The following is an 18,867-nucleotide window of genomic DNA, read 5'->3' as shown; positions in this document are numbered from 1 at the left end:
GCCGGGCCGGTCCTTCCGCTCGCGCCGGCGTGGGTGGGCCGGACACGAAAAAACCTCCCGGGGTAACGGGAGGTTGCGCGTCGGACCGGGTCCGACGCGCTAGCTGATAATGACCGATGCGGTGGTAACCGCGGTCACTGGAAGTGCCACGGGTGCAGTGTGCCACCGTTCGTCCGAGCCATGACACCACGGTCTCGCCATACGAGACCCATCAGGGCCAGGGCGGGATGATGCAGATCGGCAGCGGTATCGGCAGGCAGGTGGGCGGCGGCGTCGGGCTGGACGTCGGCGTCGTCGTCGGGCTCGTCGTCGGGGTGGTCGGGTGGGAGGTGGGCGACGTCGGCGGGCTCGACGTCGACGTGGGCTTCCCGGTCGCCGTCGAGGTCGGGGTGGCCGTGTGCGTCGAGGTCGGCGAATGCGTGGAGGTCGGGGGGTGCGTCGACGAGGGGCGCGGCGATGCGGGTGCCGTCGAGGTCGGCCTGGCCGTGGTGGTCGAGGTGGGGGCGGCCGTGGAGGTGGCACGCCGTGAGTGCGACGTGGTGGACCTGGCGGAGGCCGATCCGGGAGCGAGGACGAACGGGGACGAGGACAAGCCGGAGGTACTCGTCGGCAGGGACCGGGTGGCCGAACTGCTCGACGACCGGTGAGCGGCACTGGATCGGTGAGCGGTGGCGCCGCCCGACGCGCTCTGCGTGCCCGCCGCGGAGGACGCCGCTGACGGCACCGACCGTTGCACGCTGGAGGTGGCCGAGTGCGTGACGGCGGCGTGCGTCGCACCGGGACCGTTGCGGGTGAGGGCGTATGCCGAGCAGGTGCCGGCGACGGTGACCGCGGCCGCGGTGCCGATGGTCGCCAGCTTGCGGCCCTGACCGGCGCCGCGCACCCACTTCAGCCAGAACGCCCCGCCGGCCACGTGTGTGGCGTGTCCGGCAGCGGTCGCCCAGGCGATACCCGGCCCGAGAGCCAGCACCGCGGGCAGCAGGATGCCGCCCAGATCGCGATCGACGACCAGCAGATCGGCCAGCCTGCGCTCGCACTTCGGGCAGTCGTCGACGTGGTCCCGCACGTCCTGCGCCGCGACGGTCTCGGCATTCGGGAGCAGCTCGACCAGGCGCGGCACGTACGGCGCGCACTCCGGGGCCACGCCGTGTGTCGAGGCGTGTGCGCGGATGTAGGCGACGCGGAAACCCAGCCGGGCCCGCCGGGCCAGCGCCGCGACGGCGTTCGGCGACCGGCCGAGCTCGGCCGCGACGACGGTGTTCTTCTCCTGGTCGACCGCGGTGCGCCACAACACCATCTGCCACCGAGGGGGCAGCGTGGCGAACGCCTCCCGGACCAACCCGAGCTCGGCGTGGTGCGCCACCGGGTCCAGCGGGGCACGTTCGGAGTCCTCGAAGTCGGTGACCTCGTCGGTGAGCACGTCACCCGCCGACGAGCGGCGTGCGCGGTTGGTGGCCTGGTTGCGAACAGCGGTCAGCAGATAGCCGCGCACGGAGGCGGACGGGCCGGAGTTGTTGCTGAGGGCCTGCAACATGCCCGAGAAGGCATCGGACGCGAACTCCTCGGCGTCCTTGGGCTGCCGGCTGATCCGGCGCGCGGCGGCGAGCGTCGCCGGGTAGTGCCGGGACCACAGCTCCGCCATCGCCTGCGGGTCGCCGTCCCGCACCAACGCGAGCAGCTCCCGGTCGTCGGTCTCGGTCAGAGCGTTCATATCGCGGCAAATTCTCCCACAATCGGGCCGTGCGTGGTCATAGAGCGCCAGCTCGCCGTACGACTGCGACCGACGCCTCGCCCACGTCGGACAGGGCGCGCAGCAGCGCGACCGGGTCGGTGTTGATCGGCTTCGCCCGGGACTGTGCCACCAGGCGGCTGTAGGTACGCACCGCGGACGCCAGCGCCTGGAACTCCTCCGAATCGAGGTCGGGTTCTCGCTCCGGCGTCTTCTCCACCTTCGTCACTTCCTCCCCGCCACGTGGCACTCACACACCGTCTTCGTCTGCCTTCACCTGCTGAGACCCGCGAGCGGCCGAAGTGTGACGCGCGGGCTGGGTGTGACCGTTGTCACATCGATTCGGGCGCAACCCGCGTCACCGTTCGCCGGGTCGGACGTCTACTACCCACAGACGGGGTCACAGTCCGCAGACAGGAGAACCGCACATGGACCAGCAGGCCGACGGCACCCTCGCCGCGCAGCTGCCGACGCAGCTGCGCCGCGAGCTCACCCGAGCTCTCGCCTCGACGCCGCGGTCGGCCGGCCTGGACAGGTACATCACCTGGCTGCAGGACTCCCTGGGTCGCGTGACCGGGGACTCCGCCGCGGAGAATGCCCAGGCGATCTACGACGAGTGGGTGGCGACGCGCCCGCGCTGCGCCCGCCGCGCGACGAATGCGGGGCCCAATGTTCATGCCTGAGTCTCCGGTGCTCCTGTCGGCCCCCGGGCGGTCACTGCGGATGACGCTGACGTCCGGCCGGTACGCCGTCGACAAGCTTGTCGCCGCGGTAGCCCTGGTGCTCGCGTCGCCGGTGTTCCTCGTGATGGCGGTTGCCGCCCGGCGGCGTTCTCCCGGCCGTGTCCTGCGATCCCAGCTCCGGATCGGGGTCGACGGCCGGATCTTCCGGATGCTGGGTTTCCGGAACACGCAGCGCGACGGCGTGCTCGACGCCCTGCCGCGGCTGCTCAACGTGTTGCGCGGCGACATGTCGCTCGTCGGCCCGCGCGCGCCGCGCCCCGAGGAGCTTGCCCGCCAGCTGCGGGTGCGGCCGGGAATGCTCACCACGCGCTGAGCGAGCGCTCGACGGTATCACCGCGATACCATGAAGGTATGTCGTTCACGTTGCGCACCGACGCCGAGCTCGACCGGGCCCTGCGTGAGCTCAGCGAGCGGGAGGGTGTCTCGCGCCAGGAGATCGCTCGTCGAGCCATCCTGGAGCGGCAGCGCGCCAGCGACCACGCCCGGCGGCTCGGTGACTCGATCGACCGCGCGATGAGCGAGTGGGGCGACGTGCTGGAGCGTTTGAAGCACACCTGATGGCGATCACCTTCCTCACGACGGAGGATGTGCTGACCATCGTGGCCGCGCTCGGTACAGGACCGGTCCGCGACATCGGCCTGATCGAGTCGGCCGTCGCTCGCCCGCGCACGACGCTCTTCGGCGTCGATGTCTATCCGACCGTCCCACTCAAGGCCGCTGCGCTGCTGCATTCGCTGGTCCGCAACCGAGCGCTCGTCGATGGCAACAAGCGCACCGGCTGGCTGTCGTTCACGGTGTTCCTCGATCTGTTCGGACTCGCGGTCGTCATGGAGCACGCCGCGGCATACGACCTCGTCCTGGACGTCGCGGAGGACAAGCCGAGCCTCGACGAGATCGTGAGGGCCTGCGGACTCGGCTGAGCTACAGGGTTTCCAGGATCTGCGCGACCCCGTCGTCGGCGTTGCTCGCGCACACGTGGTCGGCCGCGGCGAGCACCTCGGGGTGACCGTTCGCCATCGCGTATGACGTGCCGGCCCAGCGCAACATCGGCAGGTCGTTCGGCATGTCCCCGAACGCCCAGACGTCGGCCGCGTCGATGTCGAGGGTGTCGCACCAGCGCTGCAGCCCGCTGGCCTTGGTGACCCCGGCGGCGGCGATCTCGGCGGGCCCGCCGTGGTGTGACTGGACGACGGTCGCCCGGTCGCCGAGGACCCGGGCCACCGCCCGGACGAAGGGTTCGTCGTCGACCGGGCCACGCCGGGCGAGCAGCTTGCCGACGACCGCGTCGGGGTCCAGCCGGTCCAGCGGCGCACGCACGGTGCCCTCGGGGAACCAGTCGGACGCGTCGTTCGGGGTCCACTCCAGGTCGATACCCGGGTAGTCGGGTTCGACGTGCACCCCGGTCGCGAGCTCGACCAGGAAGCCGACACCGGGGAAGCGGTCGCGCAGTTCCGCGGCGATCTCGAGCAGCAGGTCGCGCGGGATCGCGTGCGCCTGCTTGACGGTGTGCGACGGCACGTCATACACGAAGGCGCCGTTGGCGCAGATCGCCGTCCCGTGCCGGCCGACCACCGCCTCCAGCGCGTGCAGCCACCGCGGCGGCCGGGCCGTCACGACGACCGACTCGATGTCGAGGTCGGCCAGCCGGGACCAGGCCGCCGCGGTGCGCGGCGAGACCGTCGCGTCGGGGCGCAGCAGGGTGCCGTCGAGGTCGCTGGCGACGAGCTTGGGCGGGATGTGCCTACTCCGATTCCGGATCGGGGCCCCGTGAAGTCTTCGGCGGGGCGAAGCGGGGTCTAGGCGAGCTGGGTGAGCCAGCCGTGGGTGTCCTCGACCCGGCCGTACTGGATGTCCAGCAGCGTGCTCCGGATCTTGGTCGCGACCTCGTCGACGTGACCCTCGCGGCGGTGGTCGCAGGACCCGCCGTCCCAGCGCAACTCGCCGACCGGGGTGACCACCGCGGCCGTGCCACAGGCGAAGACCTCCGAGAGCTCACCGCTGGCGGCGGCATCCTTCCACTCCTGGATCGGGATGCGGCGCTCTTCCGGTGAGAGGCCGAGGTCCTTGGCCAGCGACAGGATCGAGCTGCGGGTGACACCTTCGAGGATCGTCCCGGTCAGTTCGGGCGTCACGATGCGTCCGTCCTGGTAGACCAGGAAGAGGTTCATGCCGCCGAGCTCCTCGATGTAGGTGTGCGTCGAGGAGTCGAGGAACACCGCCTGCTGGCAGCCCTGGGCGATGCCTTCGAGCTGACCGGCCAGCGAGGACGCGTAGTTGCCTCCGCACTTGGCGCCGCCGGTGCCGCCCTCGCCCGCACGTGCGTAGTCGGTGGAGATCCACAGGTCGACCGGCTTGACGCCGCCGCCGCCGAAGTAGGCACCGGCCGGGGACGCGATGACCGAGTAGGTCACCTGCTTCGCCGGGCGCACGCCGAGGAACGCCTCCGAGGCGAACATGTAGGGACGCAGGTAGAGCGACTCCTCTCCCCCGTTCGCGGCGTCCGGGACCCACACCTTGTCGAGCGCGACGATCTCCTTCAGGGACTGGATGAAGTCCTCCTCCGGCAGCACCGGGAGCGCGAGTCGTGTTGCGCTGCGGGCGAATCGGGCGGCGTTCGCCTCCGGCCGGAAGGTCCAGACCGAGCCGTCGGCGTGCCGGTAGGCCTTCATGCCCTCGAAGATCTCCTGGGCGTAGTGCAGGACGGCCGCGGCCGGGTCGAGCTGGAACGGCCGGTAGGCGCCGACCTCCGCGTCGTGCCAGCCGGCCTCGGAGTCCCAGGTGATGCGGACCATGTGGTCGGTGAAGTGGTTGCCGAACCCGGGGTTGGCCAGGATCGCGGCCCGGTCCTCATCGCTGACGCGATCGGGGCGCTCGGTGACTGTGAACTCCAGGGCCATGACTTCCTCCGGCTGCACTTGCTAGGACGTTGATTGATCGGACTTCCAACCAAAAGGGTAGGCCCATGCCACGTGCGCCATACAACTCAGGTCGTGACGCGGGACACAGGCGCCGTTCGGGGCGCTCATGGGGCTCAGACGAGGCGGGACGCGATGGCGTCGCCAACCTCGCTGGTGGACCGCGGGGTCGCGCCGCGCTCGGCGAGGTCCGCGGCTACCGCGTCCTCGATCCGCTTCGCGGCGGCGTCCTGCCCGAGGTGCGCGAGCAACAGCGCGACCGACAGGATCGCGGCGGTCGGGTCGGCGATGCCCTTGCCGGCGATGTCCGGCGCGGAGCCGTGCACCGGCTCGAACATGCTCGGCGCGGTGCGGTCGGGGTTGATGTTCCCCGAGGCGGCCAGGCCGATGCCACCGGTGACGGCGGCCGCGAGGTCGGTGATGATGTCGCCGAAGAGGTTGTCGGTGACGATGACGTCGAACCGGCCGGGGTCGGTCGCCAGGTAGATCGTGGCGGCGTCGACGTGGGTGTAGTCGGTCTGCACGTCGGGGAACTCCGCGCCGACCTCTTCGACGGTCCGGCGCCACAGGTGCCCGGCGTGGGTGAGCACGTTGTGCTTGTGGACCAGGGTCAGCTTCTTGCGGTCGCGTGCCTGGGCGCGCGCGAACGCGTCACGCACGGCGCGCTCGGCGCCGAAGCGGGTGTTGACACTGACCTCGGTCGCCAGCTCGTGGGGTGTGCCGACCCGCAGCGCGCCGCCGTTGCCGGTGTAGGGGCCCTCGGTGCCCTCGCGGACCACGACGAAGTCGATGCCGTTCGGCGCCACCTTCTCGACGTCCAGCGGGGACGAGGTGCCGGGGAAGAGCTTGGCCGGCCGCAGGTTGATGTAGTGGTCCAGCTCGAACCGCAGACGCAGCAGCAGGTTGCGCTCGAGCACGCCGCTCGGGACCGAGGGGTCACCGATCGCACCGAGCAGGATCGCGTCGTGGCCGCGCAGCTCCTCCAGGACACCGTCCGGCAGCGTCTCACCGGTCGCGTGCCAGCGCTTGGCGCCCAGGTCGTACTCGGTGCGCTCCACCTTGGTGTCGGTCACCGCGTCGAGGACCTTCAATCCTTCCGCCACGACCTCCGGGCCGATGCCGTCGCCGCCGATCACTGCCAGGTTCCAGGTCGTCTCCGAGGGTGCTGTCGTCATAGCGCCAGCGTAATCACGAGTCTCGCCATTCGAAATATGAATCTTGTATGGCGGACAGCGGTCCGGCGGGCCGGAACGTGCCAGGGCCCCGACTGGATCACAGCCGGGGCCCTTTCAGGAGAATGCATCGATCATGCGACACATGCGCCGCGCGAAACACGTTGGTGAACAACGATTTTCACACGATTATCGGGTGCGCTCGCAGGCAGCCGTCCAGTGGCCTCGCGAGCCTGCGAGCCGCCAGTGGCCTCGCGAGGAGTCGACAAGGACGACTACCCAACAGGCACGAGCAAGTGAGCGGTCGAAAAGCGGACGCCCGCGAGACGACGACCGAGGCCGGTGGCGGCTCGGGCGAGCCTGCGAGCCGAGCCGTCCAGCGGCCTCGCGAGGAGTCGAGCAAGAAAGCTCAGTCGCGCAGGTCCATGGACTCTTGCAGTGCGCGACGGGCGTCCAGTTGTTCTTCGGTCATGATGTGGTCTTTCAGGTGCAGTGCCGGGCCTGCGGAAGTCCCCCAGGAAAGCGGGGCCGGGCACGGTACAGAGTGTGTAGATGTGGCGAGTGATCAGCGCAGCGCGGGTTCTCCGCGGCGAGGGGCTGATCTAGAACTCGCCGCGGCAGCCGATAAGGATGAGGCTCCGCGTCATGTATCCCAAGGTACGCCGGGATGTCCGACTTGCGATATCCCTATCTCAATATTCGGTCTTCCAACAATTGGGCGTGCTCGTGACCGGTCGATGGCATAACTCGCGCGTCACGGCACCCCTGCACGAACTAGGCTCGGCGAAGTGAGTGTCCGGCTGACCCTGCTGTCCGAGGTCGCGTTCGACGGCAGGCCCGTCGCCAGCGCGGCCATCGGCCGACTCGTCGCTTGTCTCGCCGGTGATCTGCGTGCCGGTGTGAGCAACACCCGGCTGATCGACGACCTGTGGCCGGAACAACGCCCCGAGCATCCGGCGAAGGCGCTGCAGGTGGTGGTGTCCCGGGCCCGTTCGGCACTCGGGACCGACGTCATCGACAGCAGCCCGGGCGGTTACCGGCTGCAGCTGTCCGAGGACGAGGTCGACGTGACCGTGCTGCGTGCGCGGGCCGTCGCCGCGCAGCGCGCCCTGCGGGACGGCGACGCGGCGGGGGCGCTGGAGCACGCGGACGCCGGACTCGCCCTGTGGCCGGAGGCTTCCGGTGCGGCCGTCGGCACCGAGGACCCGCTCGCGCTGGTGCGTGCCGACGCGCTCACCGTCCGGGCCGCCTTGCGGCGCGACCGTGGTCTCGCGCTGGCCGGCCTCGGGCGGTATGCCGAGGCGCGCGACGCCCTGGCGCCATACCTCGACAGTGCACCGCACGACGAGGAGGTGCTGGCCGCGATGCTGCGGGCCGACGCCGCCACCGGGTCGCGCTCGGCGGCACTGGAGCGCTACGAGCGCTACCGCCGGTCGCTGCGCGACCAGCTCGGCACCGATCCCGGACCCGAGCTCCAGCAGATCCACCACGAACTGCTGGAGAGCGACCGGCCGCAGGTGCGGGCGGGTGTCGAACAGGACCCCAACCCGCTGCTCGGCCGCGATCGCGACATCGACGCGGTGTGTGCGCTGCTGCGTACCTCCCGGGTGACCTCCATCGTCGGTGCCGGCGGGCTCGGCAAGACCCGGCTCGCGCACGCGGTGTCGCGGCGGGCGCTGCAGCGCACCGTGCAGTTCGTGGGTCTGGCCGGTGTGACCGACTCCTCCGAGGTGGTGACCGAGGTGGGCACCGCGCTCGGCGTCACCGGGGTGAGCACCCGGACGGCTCGCACGACCGACGCACCCACCAACCTGATCACCTCGATCGCCCGGCACCTCGGCGGCGGGTCCGCACTGCTGGTGCTGGACAACTGCGAGCACGTGCTGGACGGCGCGGTCGAGCTCACCAGCGCGCTCGTGGCGGTGCTGCCCGACCTGCGGATCCTCACCACCTCCCGTGCACCGCTCGGGCTGTCCTCCGAAACCGTCTATCCCCTGGCCGAACTCGAGCCCGACACCGCGGTCGACCTGTTCCGTCAGCGAGCCCGGGCCGTGCGCCCGGACGTCGAACTGCCGGACGATGTCGTGCGGCGGCTGTGCGCGCGCCTGGACGGCCTACCGCTGGCGCTGGAGCTCGCGGCCGCCCGCACCAACGTGCTGTCGGTCGAGCAGATCGAGCAGCGCCTGGAGCACCGTTTCGCGCTGCTGAACCGTGGCGCCCGGGACGCACCCGACCGGCACCGCACGCTGCAGGCCGTCATCGACTGGAGCTGGCAGCTGCTCGGCACCCCCGAACAGGAAGCCCTGGCAACCCTGTCCGTCTTCGCCGACGGTTTCGACCTGGATGCCGCCTGCGAGGTGCTGACCGCCGCCGGCACCTACGGGGTGGGCAGCACCATCGACCCGGTCGACATCGTCGAGCACCTCGTCGACCAGTCGTTGTTGCGACGCACCGATCGTGGCGGACGACCACGTTTCCGGATGCTGGAGACCGTGCGTGAGTTCGGCGCCGACGAGTTGCGCCGCTCCGGCCGGGCCGACGCCTCGGCACGGGGCGTGACGGGCTGGGCCACCCAGGTGGCGCGCACCCACGGGCCGACGATCTTCGGGCCGCAGCCGGACGCCTCGCTGCGCTTCCTGCTGACCGAGGAGGACAACCTGGCCGCTGCGTTGCGGACCGCCATCGACACCGACGATGCCGCGGCCACGGCCGCGATCTTCGGCGCGTTGAGTGGTCTGTGGTCGGTCCAGTCACGGCACGAACAGGTCTTCGGGACGGCCGGCGACGCCATCCGGGTACTCAGCCACTACCGCCCGAGCCCGGACCAGCTCGAGATCACCCGGCAGGCGCTCGTCCTCGGCGCGGTCAACCTCAACATCATCGGCAACCCCACGGGACTGCGTGCGCTCGTCCTGCTGCGGCGACTGCCGGCCGCGGGGCACGGTGGCCTGGCCGAGGCCCTCGGACGACTCATCACCGACGGCAGCGACCGTCTCCCCAACGCGACCGCCATCCTCAACGCCGACCGGGCCCTCGATCTGGCCGCCTCGGGCGACTCGATGCTGCGGGTGACCGCGCTGCTGTTGGCCTCGCACATTCTGGAGAACGACGGCCGGGTCGCGGAAGCGTTGCAGAGCGCCCGGCGCGCGGTCCGGGAGGAAGCGATCGCCACGAGCCTGTGGGCCGGCCTGACCAACCAGTCGCGAATCGCCGAACTCGCCGCGTCCCTGGGCGAATACGCGGAGGCGGAGGATGCCGCCGAGCGCCTGCTGCCCTTGCTGGAGCGGTTCGGCGCGCAGGGCGACATCACGTCCATGCGCTGGACCCTCGCGATGCTGCACCTGCACCGCGGTGACGTGGCGGGCGCGGCCGAGCAGCTGCAGGCCGCAGGTCTCGATCCCAGCGACGACGCGTTCGGCGAGGGAACGACCGGACTGATGATCCGGGCCGAGCTCGACCTTGCCGGAGACCACGTCGACGTCGGGCTGCGTCGCTATCGTGCGGCGGTCGAGCACGCCGAGAGCCGTGCGCACCTCGCGCCGTTCGTCGCCGACGAGACGGTCACGCCGTGGGTGACGATCGCCCGCGCGGCCTGCCTCACGGCTCACGCCGTGCACGATCGGCTCGACGAGGTCCCGGGTCTCGCGACGCACCTGGCCGGGTCGGTGGGAGATCTCGCCCAGGATGTCGCCAGTCCGACGTCGCTGGTGGTCCGGGTGGACCTGCCGGTCTGCGGGTGCGCCGTGCTCGGGCTCAGTTACGCCCTGGCCGCATCCGCCACCTCGGCCGCCGAGCGGGCACTGGCCGCGCGCGGTGTCGCCCTGTCCGACGCGCTGGGGGTGTCACGCACTCCCCCGGCGATGGCGCGGGACCGGGCCGAAGCGCTCGCCATACAGGCCGACGCACCGGCATACGCCTCCGCGCAGGAGTTGTATGCCGGTGCGCAGCGCGACGAGCTGCTCAAACTGCTGGGCGACTGGGCCGACGAGCTGCCTCAGAGCTGACGGCGGTAACCGCGGACCGCGAGCGGCACGAAGATCGCCACCACCGCGGCGCAGGCGACCAGCGCCCAGCCGACCTCGGCGTTGATCGTGCCGTCGTTCGCCACTGAGCGCAGCGCGGACACGACGTGCGAGATCGGGTTGACCTTCACGAACGCCTGCAACCAGTCGGGCATCGTCGACGTGGGCACGTACGCGTTGGACAGGAACGTCAACGGGAAGAGCACCATCATCGAGATGCCCTGCAGGCCCTGCGCGGACTTCATGACCGTGCCGAGGAAGGTGAACACCCAGGACAGGGACCAGGCGGCGACGATCACCAGCAGCCCGGCGCCGATGACGCCGAGGACCCCACCACCGGGCCGGTAGCCCATCGCGATGCCGACGGCCAGGGTGAGCACGGTGGCGATCGCGTAGCGGATCGTGTCCGCGACCGCAGGGCCGGCGAGCGGTGCCACCCGGGACATCGGCAGTGACTTGAACCGGTCGAAGACGCCCTTCTCCATGTCCTCGCGGAGGGTCACCCCGGTCGCCATACAGGTCGTGAGTGCGGTCTGCACGAGGATCCCGGGGATGAGCATGGGCAGGTACTTCGACACTCCCCCGGCGACGGCGCCGCCGAAGATGTAGCCGAACATCGGTGTGAACAGCAGCGGTTGGAGCGTCACGTCGAAGAACTGCTCCGGGTTGCGGCGCATCTTCTGCAGCGCACGACCGGTCATCAGCAGGATCTGCCGCAGCGTCTCCCGCGGGCTGACCCGCGCATGCAGTTCGGGCAGTGTGACCGGCTTGCGGTCGGCGGTGAGGGTGGTCATCGGGAGGCCTCCAATTGGTCGAGGTGCTCGCGCGGAGCGGCATCGGTGTCGGTGGGTATGTCGTCCGCGGTGGCGGGTGCGCCGGTCAGCGCGAGGAACACCTCGTCGAGGGTGGGCTCCTCGACCGCGACCTGCTCGACGCTGATCCCGCCGTGCCGCAACGCGATCAGCGCCTCTGCGGCGTCGTCGGCGCGCTCCAGCGGCACGGTGAGCCGGGCCGCCTCCGGGGTGCGGCTCGCGGGGCGACCGAGCACGGTCGCCACGGCGCGGGCGGCGGCGTCCATGTCGTCCGGGTCCGCGAGCCGCACCGCCAGGGTCGACCGGCCGACCGACGCCTTGAGCTCCCCCGAGGTGCCCTCGGCGACCTTGCGGCCCTTGTCGATCACGGCGATCCGGTCGGCGAGCTGGTCGGCCTCGTCGAGGTACTGCGTGGTGAGCAGGATCGTCGAGCCCTGGCGCACCAGGTCCCGGATCGTGTCCCACATCTGCCCGCGGGTGCGCGGGTCCAGCCCGGTCGTCGGCTCGTCGAGGAAGATCAGCGGCGGCGACGAGATGAGGCTCGCCGCGAGGTCGAGCCGGCGCCGCATGCCGCCGGAGAACTTCTCCAGCAACCGGTCCCCGGCCTCGGTGAGCCCGAAGCGGTCGAGCAGATCGCCCGCAGTGCCACGGGCCTGCTGCTTGCCCTGGCCGTGGATGCGTGCGAACAGCACGAGATTCTCACGAGCGGTGAGTTTTTCGTCGACGGACGCGTATTGGCCGGTCAGCCCGATGAGTTGCCGCACCTTGTGCGGCTCGTGCTGTACGTCGACCCCGAAGATGCGTGCCGAGCCGGCGTCGATGCGCAGCAGGGTCGCCAGCATGCTCAGCATGGTGGTCTTGCCGGCGCCGTTCGGCCCGAGGACGCCGAAGACCTCCCCCGCCTGCACCTGCAGGTCGATCCCGTCGACCGCGCGCAGCGAACCGAACTTCTTCACGAGGCCCTGTGCCTCGACGGCGTATGTGGTCGTGGTTGTCATGGGACCACCATCGGCCGTCCCGGATTCGTGACGGTTTCACCACGGTTTCACCGGCGACCGGCTGCGTGCGTCCCCACACCCCGACCGTCGGCACTTCGGGACGCCCCACCCCGAAAACGCGTCCCCACACCCCGACCGTCGGCACTACGGGACGCCCCCACCCCGAAAACCCGTCCCCACACCCCGACCGTCGGCACTTCGGGACGCCCACACCCCGAAAACCCGTCCCCACACCCCGACCGTCGGCACTACGGGACGCCCCCAGGCACGCGAGAGGGGCGGGCGCCCGGCCGGCACCCGCCCCTCTCGTCATACGCATCGGCTACCGGGCGGCGCTGCCCTCGACGTAGTCGGTGTCGGTGTCGTTGTCCTTCAGCCAGCTCATCAGGCTGCGCAGCTGCTTGCCGGTCGCCTCGATCGGGTGCTGGGCGGCCTTCTCGCGGAAGGCGAGGAACTCCGGCGCGCCGGCGTCCTGGTCGTCGATGAAGCGCTTGGCGAACGAGCCGTCCTGGATGTCGGCGAGGACACCCTTCATGTTCTCCTTCACGTGCGGGTCGATGACGCGCGGTCCGGAGACGTAGTCACCGAACTCGGCGGTGTCGGAGATCGACCAGCGCTGCTTGGCGATGCCGCCCTCGATCATCAGGTCGACGATCAGCTTCAGCTCGTGCAGGCACTCGAAGTAGGCGACCTCCGGCTGGTAACCGGCCTCGGTCAGCACCTCGAAGCCGTACTGCACCAGCTGCGACGCGCCACCGCACAGGACGGACTGCTCGCCGAACAGGTCGGTCTCGGTCTCCTCGGTGAAGGTGGTCTTGATACCGCCGGCACGCAGGCCGCCGATGCCCTTCGCGTAGGACTTCGCGAGATCCCAGGCGGTGCCCGACGCGTCCTGCTCCACGGCGAGGACGACCGGCACGCCACGCCCGTCGACATACTCACGGCGGACGATGTGACCCGGGCCCTTGGGCGCCACCATCAGCACGTCGGCGTCCGCCTTGGGCTTGATGTAGCCGTAGCGGATGTTGAAGCCGTGGCCGAAGACGAGCGCGGCACCGTCGTTGAGGTTCGGCTCGATCTCCTCGGCGTAGACGGTGCGCTGCACCTGGTCGGGCGCCAGGATGACGACGACGTCGGCCTCCTTGACCGCGTCGGCGACCGGCAGCACCCGCAGGCCCTCGTTCTCGGCCTTCTCGGTGGACTTCGAGCCTTCGCGCAGGCCGATGCGGACGTCGACACCCGAGTCGCGCAGGTTCAGAGCGTGCGCGTGCCCCTGGCTGCCGTAGCCGATGACGGCGACCTTGCGGCCCTGGATCACCGACAGGTCGGCGTCGTCGTCATAAAACATCTCGGCCACTGGATTCTCCTTGGTTCGTTTTGTGAATTACGTTGGTACGTTTGTGGATTCAGATTTCACGCGGGGGCCCATGCGCTCCTTCGTCGCGACGCGGCCACCGCTGGGGTATGGCGCCGGCGAGCTACGCGCTGCGACGCCCGCGGTCGGTGATCGACTTGCCGCCCCGGCCGACACCGACCAGGCCGGACTGCACGATCTCCCGGACGCCGTAGGGCTCGAGCACGTCGAGCAGCGCCTCCAGCTTGCCAGGGGTGCCGGTCGCTTCGATGACCACCGCGTCGAGGCCGACGTCGACCACGTTGCAGCGGAACATCTGGGTGATCTGCACGATCTCCGCCCGGCTGTGCGCGTCACACCGGACCTTGATCAGCAGCAGCTCACGCTGCACGGAGGCGGTGTCGTCCAGCTCGACGACCTTGAGCACCTCGATGAGCTTGTTGAGCTGCTTGGTCACCTGCTCCAGCGCCGTCTCGTCGACGTCGACGACGATCGTCATCCGGGAGACGTCGTCGTTCTCGGTGGGACCGACGGCGAGCGAGTCGATGTTGAAGCCGCGCCGGGAGATCAGTCCGGAGATGCGTGCCAGCACACCGGGCTTGTCCTCCACCAGCACCGACAAGGTATGGCGTGCCATCAGTGTGCTCCCTCTGCAGCGTCGTCGTCACGATCCCACACCGGCGTCATCGCCCGTGCGGTGGTGACCAGGTCATTGCTCACCCCGGCGGGCACCATCGGCCACACCATGGCGTCCCGCTCGACCACGAAGTCGATGACGACCGGCACGTCGTCGATCTCCAGCGCCTTCTTGATCGTGGCGTCGACGTCCTCGGCCTTCTCGCAGCGCAGACCGACGCAGCCGTAGGCCTCCGCCAGCTTGACGAAGTCCGGGACGCGCGAACCGGCGGCCGAGGTGTGCAGGTCGGTGTTGGAGTAGCGCTCGTTGTAGAAGAGCGTCTGCCACTGGCGCACCATGCCGAGGCTGGAGTTGTTGATGACCGCGACCTTGATCGGGATCTTGTTGATGACGCAGGTGGCCAGCTCCTGATTGGTCATCTGGAAGCAGCCGTCCCCGTCGATCGCCCAGACGATCCGGTCGGGTTCGCCGACCTTCGCGCCCATGGCGGCGGGCACCGAGTAGCCCATCGTGCCGAGGCCGCCGGAGTTGAGCCAGGCGTTGGGGCGTTCGTACTTCACGAACTGCGCCGCCCACATCTGGTGCTGGCCGACGCCCGCGGCATACACCGCGTCGGGCCCGGTGAGCGCGCCGATCCGCTCGATGACGTACTGCGGCGGGATCGCCGTCGCATCTTCGGCAGGGCTGTAGCCCAGGGGGTAGGTGTCCGCCCAGCCGCGGGTGCGCTTCTGCCAGGCGGTGAAATCGGGTGCGCGGCCGGCGTTCTGGTCGGCGCGGACCGCGACCGTCAGGTCCTCGATGACGGCCAGGGCGTCACCGACGATCGGGACGTCGGCGACGCGGTTCTTGGAGATCTCGGCCGGGTCGATGTCGGCGTGGATCACCTTGGCACCCGGCGCGAAGGACGCCAGATCGCCGGTGACCCGGTCGTCGAAGCGGGTGCCGATCGCGATCAGCAGGTCGGCCTTCTGCAGCGCGGTGACCGCGGCGACCGAGCCGTGCATGCCGGGCATGCCGAGGTGCAGCGGGTGGCTGTCGGGCACGATGCCGCGCGCCATCAACGTGGTGACCAGCGGTATGCCGGCGAGGTCGACCAGCGCACGCAGCTGCTCGGACGCCTCGGCGCGCACGATGCCTCCACCGAGGTAGAAGACCGGCCGCTTCGACTCGCGGATCAGCTTGGCCGCGGCGCGGATCTGCTTGTGGTGCGGGCGCGTCACCGGCTTGTAGCCGGGCAGCGCGATGTCGGCGGGCCACTCGAAGGTCGTCTTGCCGACCATGGCGTCCTTGGTGATGTCCACCAGCACCGGCCCCGGCCGGCCGCTGGACGCGATGTGGAACGCCTCCTTGATCGCGGTCGCCACATCACCGGGTTTGGTGACCAGGTAGCTGTGCTTGGTGATCGGCATGGTGATGCCGCGGATGTCGGCTTCCTGGAAGGCGTCGGTGCCGATGAACCGGGAGTTGACCTGGCCGGTGATCGCGACCATCGGCACCGAATCCATATAGGCGTCGGCGATGGCGGTCACCAGGTTGGTGGCGCCGGGGCCGCTGGTCGCCATACACACCCCGACGTTGCCGGTCGCCGAGGCGTAACCCTCGGCCGCGTGACCGGCGCCCTGCTCGTGGCGCACCAGGATGTGACGGACCTTGACCGAGTCCAGCAGTGGGTCGTATGCCGGCAGGATGGCGCCACCGGGGATCCCGAATACGACCTCTACACCGGCCGCCTCGAGCGCGAGGACCAGGCTCTGGGCACCGGTCACCTCCTGGGGAGCCGCCGCGCGCTTGGCGGCGGGCACCACGTCTGCTGGTGTCGGCATCTGACGCGCGGATTCGTTCCTCATCTCCGCGTCAGATTCTGGTGTCATTGGCCGTCCTGCGGCCGGACTCTGAGTTGTCACCTTGTCGTCCTTAACTCTTCGGAAGCACGCTCGCGCATAAAAAAACCCTCATCCCGGAGTCCGGGCAGTGAGGGTCAGCGCGCGAGCCGAATGAATCAGCTTGCGCGCCTTGGAAGTACGAGAATTCGTGCCACCGCTCCAGTGTCGTGCGCCGACCCTGGAGCGTCAACATTCTGAGATGCTGATCTCAGGATCTGGACGTGTGACTTGCCCCACCCTTGGACCGCGTGCACAACCGGCAACGGTCGCCGGATCCGCCGCGCTGCCCTGCGGTCAGAGCACCGCCCGCAGGAACTTCTTGGTCCGCTCCTCGCGGGGGTTGCCGAAGATCTGGTCGGGCACGCCCTCCTCGACGATGCGGCCGCCGTCGAACATCATCACCCGGTGCGAGACATCCCGGGCGAACTGCATCTCGTGGGTGACGAGCAACATCGTGATGTCGGTGTTCTCGGCGACGTCGCGCAGCACACCGAGCACGTCGCCGACGAGCTCCGGGTCGAGCGCCGAGGTGACCTCGTCGAGCAACAGGATCTCCGGCTCCATCGCGAGCGCCCGTGCGATGGCGACGCGCTGCTGCTGACCACCGGACAGCCGGGTCGGGTGCTCGTCCCCGCGGTTGCCGAGCCCGACCTGATCGAGCAACCCCTGCGCCCGGGCGCGCGCCTCCTCCTTGGGCAGACCGAGCACGTGCACCGGCGCTTCCATGACGTTCTCGATCACGGACATGTTCGGGAAGAGGTTGAACTGCTGGAAGACCATCCCGATCCGCTTGCGGATCCGCGAAACCTCCTTGGGTTTCAACGCGACTCGCTTACCCGACGCGTTCTTGGCGTGCGTCAGCGGCTCGCCGTCGACGAAGATGTAGCCGTCGCTGAGATCCTCCAGGGTCATCAGCAGCCGCAGGATCGTCGTCTTCCCCGAGCCGCTCGGCCCGATGAGGGTGACGCGCTCACCCTTGGCGACGTTGAAGTTGAGCTCGTTGAGCACCGACACCTTGCCGAAGCGCTTCACGACGTCCTCGAACACGATCCGCGGCTGGCCGTTCGGTGCGGCCGGTGGACTCTTGGCCGGCTCGGGCACGGCCGGTCGCTCCGGATCCTTGGTCATGTCAGTAGGCAAGCTTCTTCTCCAATCGGCGCATGAGGATGGCGGTCGGATAACTCGCCGCCAGGAAGATGAGCCCGGCCACCGTGAACACCTCGATGTACTTGAAGTGGTTGCCGCCGATCTCGTAGGCCTGGGACACCATCTCCGGGACGCTGATCGCGATGAGGTACGGCGTGTCCTTGAACATCGCGATCGCCCAGTTCCCCAGCGATGGCAGCGTTGCGCGCAGCGCCTGCGGGATGATGACCGCCCGCCATACCCGGGCCTGCGGCAGTGAGAGGGCGGTGGCCGCCTCCCACTGGCCCTTGGGGATGGAGTCGATGCCCGCCCGGTAGGACTCCGCCATGTAGGTCGAGTAGTGGATCGAGAAGACCACGATGCCGAGGATGATCAGCCGGTGCTGCAGCTGGTCCGGGTGCAGATGTGCCAGCCAGCCCGCCGGCGTCGCGATGCCGAAGTCGACCATCAACAACTGCAACGGGATCGGCGTGCCACGCACCACCCCGAGCAGCCAGCTCAGGAACTTGCTCGCCGGGCGCGGCAACTCCCGCAGGGCGATCGCCCAGACGAGACCGAGCAGCGCCGAGAGGACCGAGGCGACCACGGTCACCAGCAGCGTCACCTTGACGAACGCCCCGAGCATGATCGGGAACGCCTCGCGGGCGATGCTCCAGTCCCAGCTCGCCGATGCCTGCATCATGCGCCACCTCCGCCGGCCGGTGCGAGCGCGACGGCCTGATCGACCTCGGGCTTGCGGGTGTTACCCATGCCGAGCCGTCGCTGTGCTCTGCGCTCCAGCAACCGCAGCACCCCCGAGAAGGCCATGGCGGCCAGGTAGTAGATGACGAAGGCGATCCCGTAGACGGTCCAGGTGGCAACGCCCTCCTTGCGCAGGTCGTCGCTCACCGCGGTGAGGTCCTGCAGCGCGATGAACGACGCGATGGCCGTGCCCTTGACCAGCATGACCATCAGGTTGTTGAGCCCCGGCAGCATCAGCGCCCAGGCCTGCGGCCAGATGATCCGGCGCACCTTGGTGAGCCACGGCATGGAAAGCGCGGTCGTCGTCTCCCACTGGCCCGGCGGGACGGCCATCAGCGAGCCGCGGACGACCTCGGAACCGTAGGCCCCGTAGTTGAGGCCGAGCGCCGCGATGCCGAAGAGCAACAGGTGGGAACCCCACCCGAAGATCTCCGGCGTGGCGTAGGCGAAGAAGAACAGCTGGACGACCAGCGAGGTGCCGCGGAAGAACTCCACGATGATGCGGGAGACCACCCTCAGCAGCGTGAACCGCGACATGGCGGCCAGCCCGAGGACGACGGCGACGACGAAGGCCACCGCTCCGCCGAACACCGACAGCTCGAGGGTGACGCGCAAGCCGTCCAGCAGATCCGACCAGTGGTCGCGCAAGGTGTCGACCACACCCGTGGACATCGTGATGAGTTCAGACACGGTCGGTGTCTTTCCGGTCCGTCGG

Annotated in this window: 18 protein-coding genes; 5 read left to right on the top strand and 13 right to left on the bottom strand. The window is 69.7% G+C overall.

Features of this window, described 5'->3' with window-relative positions:
* Nucleotides 1-211 precede the first annotated feature (211 nt).
* Both FHU39_RS24565 and FHU39_RS01695 read right to left on the bottom strand, forming a co-directional pair.
* Nucleotides 212-1,711, bottom strand: a complete 1,500-nt coding sequence (locus tag FHU39_RS24565) for a sigma-70 family RNA polymerase sigma factor (RefSeq protein WP_183318395.1) — start codon at nucleotides 1,709-1,711, stop codon at nucleotides 212-214.
* A 37-nt stretch (nucleotides 1,712-1,748) separates the two neighbouring features.
* Nucleotides 1,749-1,979 (bottom strand): hypothetical protein, encoded by a 231-nt coding sequence (locus FHU39_RS01695; protein WP_183318393.1) that lies wholly within the window; start codon nucleotides 1,977-1,979, stop codon nucleotides 1,749-1,751.
* Between the two features lie 178 nt (nucleotides 1,980-2,157).
* Here FHU39_RS01695 and FHU39_RS01690 point away from each other — a divergent pair, with 178 nt between their 5' ends.
* Genes FHU39_RS01690 through FHU39_RS01675 form a run of 4 tightly spaced genes read left to right on the top strand, consistent with a single transcriptional unit; the run spans nucleotide 2,158 to nucleotide 3,392 of the window.
* Nucleotides 2,158-2,412, top strand: a complete 255-nt coding sequence (locus tag FHU39_RS01690; RefSeq protein ID WP_183318391.1) for a hypothetical protein — start codon at nucleotides 2,158-2,160, stop codon at nucleotides 2,410-2,412.
* A gap of 40 nt (nucleotides 2,413-2,452) precedes the next feature.
* Nucleotides 2,453-2,785 (top strand): sugar transferase, encoded by a 333-nt coding sequence (locus FHU39_RS01685; RefSeq protein ID WP_183318389.1) that lies wholly within the window; start codon nucleotides 2,453-2,455, stop codon nucleotides 2,783-2,785.
* A gap of 38 nt (nucleotides 2,786-2,823) precedes the next feature.
* Nucleotides 2,824-3,030: a ribbon-helix-helix protein, CopG family gene (locus tag FHU39_RS01680; RefSeq protein ID WP_183318386.1), complete on the top strand. Its 207-nt coding sequence runs from the start codon at nucleotides 2,824-2,826 to the stop codon at nucleotides 3,028-3,030.
* Entirely contained in the window at nucleotides 3,030-3,392 is a 363-nt protein-coding gene (locus FHU39_RS01675) for a type II toxin-antitoxin system death-on-curing family toxin (protein ID WP_183318384.1), read from the top strand. Before FHU39_RS01680 ends, FHU39_RS01675 begins: the two co-directional genes overlap by 1 nt.
* 1 nt (nucleotide 3,393) lies before the next feature.
* Here the strand turns inward: FHU39_RS01675 and FHU39_RS01670 are convergent, their stop codons facing one another.
* The 3 genes from FHU39_RS01670 to FHU39_RS01660 all read right to left on the bottom strand — a co-directional run bounded on the left by FHU39_RS01670 (nucleotide 3,394) and on the right by FHU39_RS01660 (nucleotide 6,562).
* Nucleotides 3,394-4,209 carry a Cof-type HAD-IIB family hydrolase gene (locus FHU39_RS01670; protein ID WP_183320825.1) on the bottom strand — a complete coding sequence of 272 codons (816 nt, stop codon included), beginning with the start codon at nucleotides 4,207-4,209 and terminating at the stop codon, nucleotides 3,394-3,396.
* 59 nt (nucleotides 4,210-4,268) lie between these two features.
* Nucleotides 4,269-5,369, bottom strand: a complete 1,101-nt coding sequence (locus FHU39_RS01665; RefSeq protein ID WP_183318383.1) for a branched-chain amino acid aminotransferase — start codon at nucleotides 5,367-5,369, stop codon at nucleotides 4,269-4,271.
* Between the two features lie 134 nt (nucleotides 5,370-5,503).
* Nucleotides 5,504-6,562 (bottom strand): 3-isopropylmalate dehydrogenase, encoded by a 1,059-nt coding sequence (locus tag FHU39_RS01660; RefSeq protein ID WP_183318381.1) that lies wholly within the window; start codon nucleotides 6,560-6,562, stop codon nucleotides 5,504-5,506.
* 785 nt (nucleotides 6,563-7,347) lie between these two features.
* Here FHU39_RS01660 and FHU39_RS01655 point away from each other — a divergent pair.
* A complete protein-coding gene (locus tag FHU39_RS01655) occupies nucleotides 7,348-10,563 on the top strand; it encodes a BTAD domain-containing putative transcriptional regulator (RefSeq protein WP_183318378.1) in 3,216 nt (1,071 codons plus the stop codon).
* Here the strand turns inward: FHU39_RS01655 and FHU39_RS01650 are convergent.
* From FHU39_RS01650 to FHU39_RS01615, 8 genes are all read right to left on the bottom strand, one after another.
* Nucleotides 10,554-11,375 (bottom strand): ABC transporter permease, encoded by an 822-nt coding sequence (locus FHU39_RS01650; RefSeq protein WP_183318376.1) that lies wholly within the window; start codon nucleotides 11,373-11,375, stop codon nucleotides 10,554-10,556. The genes FHU39_RS01655 and FHU39_RS01650 overlap by 10 nt on opposite strands.
* Nucleotides 11,372-12,391, bottom strand: coding sequence for an ATP-binding cassette domain-containing protein (locus tag FHU39_RS01645; protein ID WP_183318373.1), 1,020 nt, complete (start codon nucleotides 12,389-12,391; stop codon nucleotides 11,372-11,374). The genes FHU39_RS01650 and FHU39_RS01645 overlap by 4 nt, the downstream gene beginning before the upstream one ends.
* A 322-nt stretch (nucleotides 12,392-12,713) precedes the next feature.
* Complete coding sequence (gene ilvC, locus FHU39_RS01640; RefSeq protein WP_343065693.1) at nucleotides 12,714-13,748, bottom strand: ketol-acid reductoisomerase; 1,035 nt, start codon at nucleotides 13,746-13,748, stop codon at nucleotides 12,714-12,716.
* Between the two features lie 121 nt (nucleotides 13,749-13,869).
* Complete coding sequence (gene ilvN, locus FHU39_RS01635) at nucleotides 13,870-14,382, bottom strand: acetolactate synthase small subunit (RefSeq protein ID WP_183318371.1); 513 nt, start codon at nucleotides 14,380-14,382, stop codon at nucleotides 13,870-13,872.
* Nucleotides 14,382-16,205, bottom strand: coding sequence for an acetolactate synthase large subunit (locus FHU39_RS01630; protein ID WP_246336139.1), 1,824 nt, complete (start codon nucleotides 16,203-16,205; stop codon nucleotides 14,382-14,384). Before FHU39_RS01630 ends, ilvN begins: the two co-directional genes overlap by 1 nt.
* Before the next feature lie 354 nt (nucleotides 16,206-16,559).
* On the bottom strand, nucleotides 16,560-17,393 hold the full coding sequence (gene ehuA / locus FHU39_RS01625) for an ectoine/hydroxyectoine ABC transporter ATP-binding protein EhuA (RefSeq protein WP_183318367.1): 834 nt from the start codon (nucleotides 17,391-17,393) through the stop codon (nucleotides 16,560-16,562).
* A gap of 1 nt (nucleotide 17,394) precedes the next feature.
* A complete protein-coding gene (locus FHU39_RS01620; RefSeq protein WP_183318365.1) occupies nucleotides 17,395-18,093 on the bottom strand; it encodes an amino acid ABC transporter permease in 699 nt (232 codons plus the stop codon).
* Entirely contained in the window at nucleotides 18,090-18,842 is a 753-nt protein-coding gene (locus FHU39_RS01615; RefSeq protein WP_343065692.1) for an amino acid ABC transporter permease, read from the bottom strand. Before FHU39_RS01615 ends, FHU39_RS01620 begins: the two co-directional genes overlap by 4 nt.
* Nucleotides 18,843-18,867: the final 25 nt, after the last annotated feature.

It is taken from the genome of Flexivirga oryzae (assembly GCF_014190805.1).
Taxonomy (GTDB): domain Bacteria; phylum Actinomycetota; class Actinomycetes; order Actinomycetales; family Dermatophilaceae; genus Flexivirga; species Flexivirga oryzae.
This window is presented reverse-complemented; position numbering and strand designations above follow the sequence as displayed.

Coding starts and splice junctions, on each gene's coding strand:
- FHU39_RS24565 (WP_183318395.1), bottom strand. CDS start 1,711: ATGAACGCTCTGACCGAGACCGACGACCGGGAGCTGCTCGCGTTGGTG.
- FHU39_RS01690 (WP_183318391.1), top strand. CDS start 2,158: ATGGACCAGCAGGCCGACGGCACCCTCGCCGCGCAGCTGCCGACGCAG.
- FHU39_RS01685 (WP_183318389.1), top strand. CDS start 2,453: ATGACGCTGACGTCCGGCCGGTACGCCGTCGACAAGCTTGTCGCCGCG.
- FHU39_RS01680 (WP_183318386.1), top strand. CDS start 2,824: ATGTCGTTCACGTTGCGCACCGACGCCGAGCTCGACCGGGCCCTGCGT.
- FHU39_RS01675 (WP_183318384.1), top strand. CDS start 3,030: ATGGCGATCACCTTCCTCACGACGGAGGATGTGCTGACCATCGTGGCC.
- FHU39_RS01665 (WP_183318383.1), bottom strand. CDS start 5,369: ATGGCCCTGGAGTTCACAGTCACCGAGCGCCCCGATCGCGTCAGCGAT.
- FHU39_RS01660 (WP_183318381.1), bottom strand. CDS start 6,562: ATGACGACAGCACCCTCGGAGACGACCTGGAACCTGGCAGTGATCGGC.
- FHU39_RS01650 (WP_183318376.1), bottom strand. CDS start 11,375: ATGACCACCCTCACCGCCGACCGCAAGCCGGTCACACTGCCCGAACTG.
- FHU39_RS01645 (WP_183318373.1), bottom strand. CDS start 12,391: ATGACAACCACGACCACATACGCCGTCGAGGCACAGGGCCTCGTGAAG.
- ilvN (WP_183318371.1), bottom strand. CDS start 14,382: ATGGCACGCCATACCTTGTCGGTGCTGGTGGAGGACAAGCCCGGTGTG.
- FHU39_RS01630 (WP_246336139.1), bottom strand. CDS start 16,205: ATGCCGACACCAGCAGACGTGGTGCCCGCCGCCAAGCGCGCGGCGGCT.
- ehuA (WP_183318367.1), bottom strand. CDS start 17,393: ATGACCAAGGATCCGGAGCGACCGGCCGTGCCCGAGCCGGCCAAGAGT.
- FHU39_RS01620 (WP_183318365.1), bottom strand. CDS start 18,093: ATGATGCAGGCATCGGCGAGCTGGGACTGGAGCATCGCCCGCGAGGCG.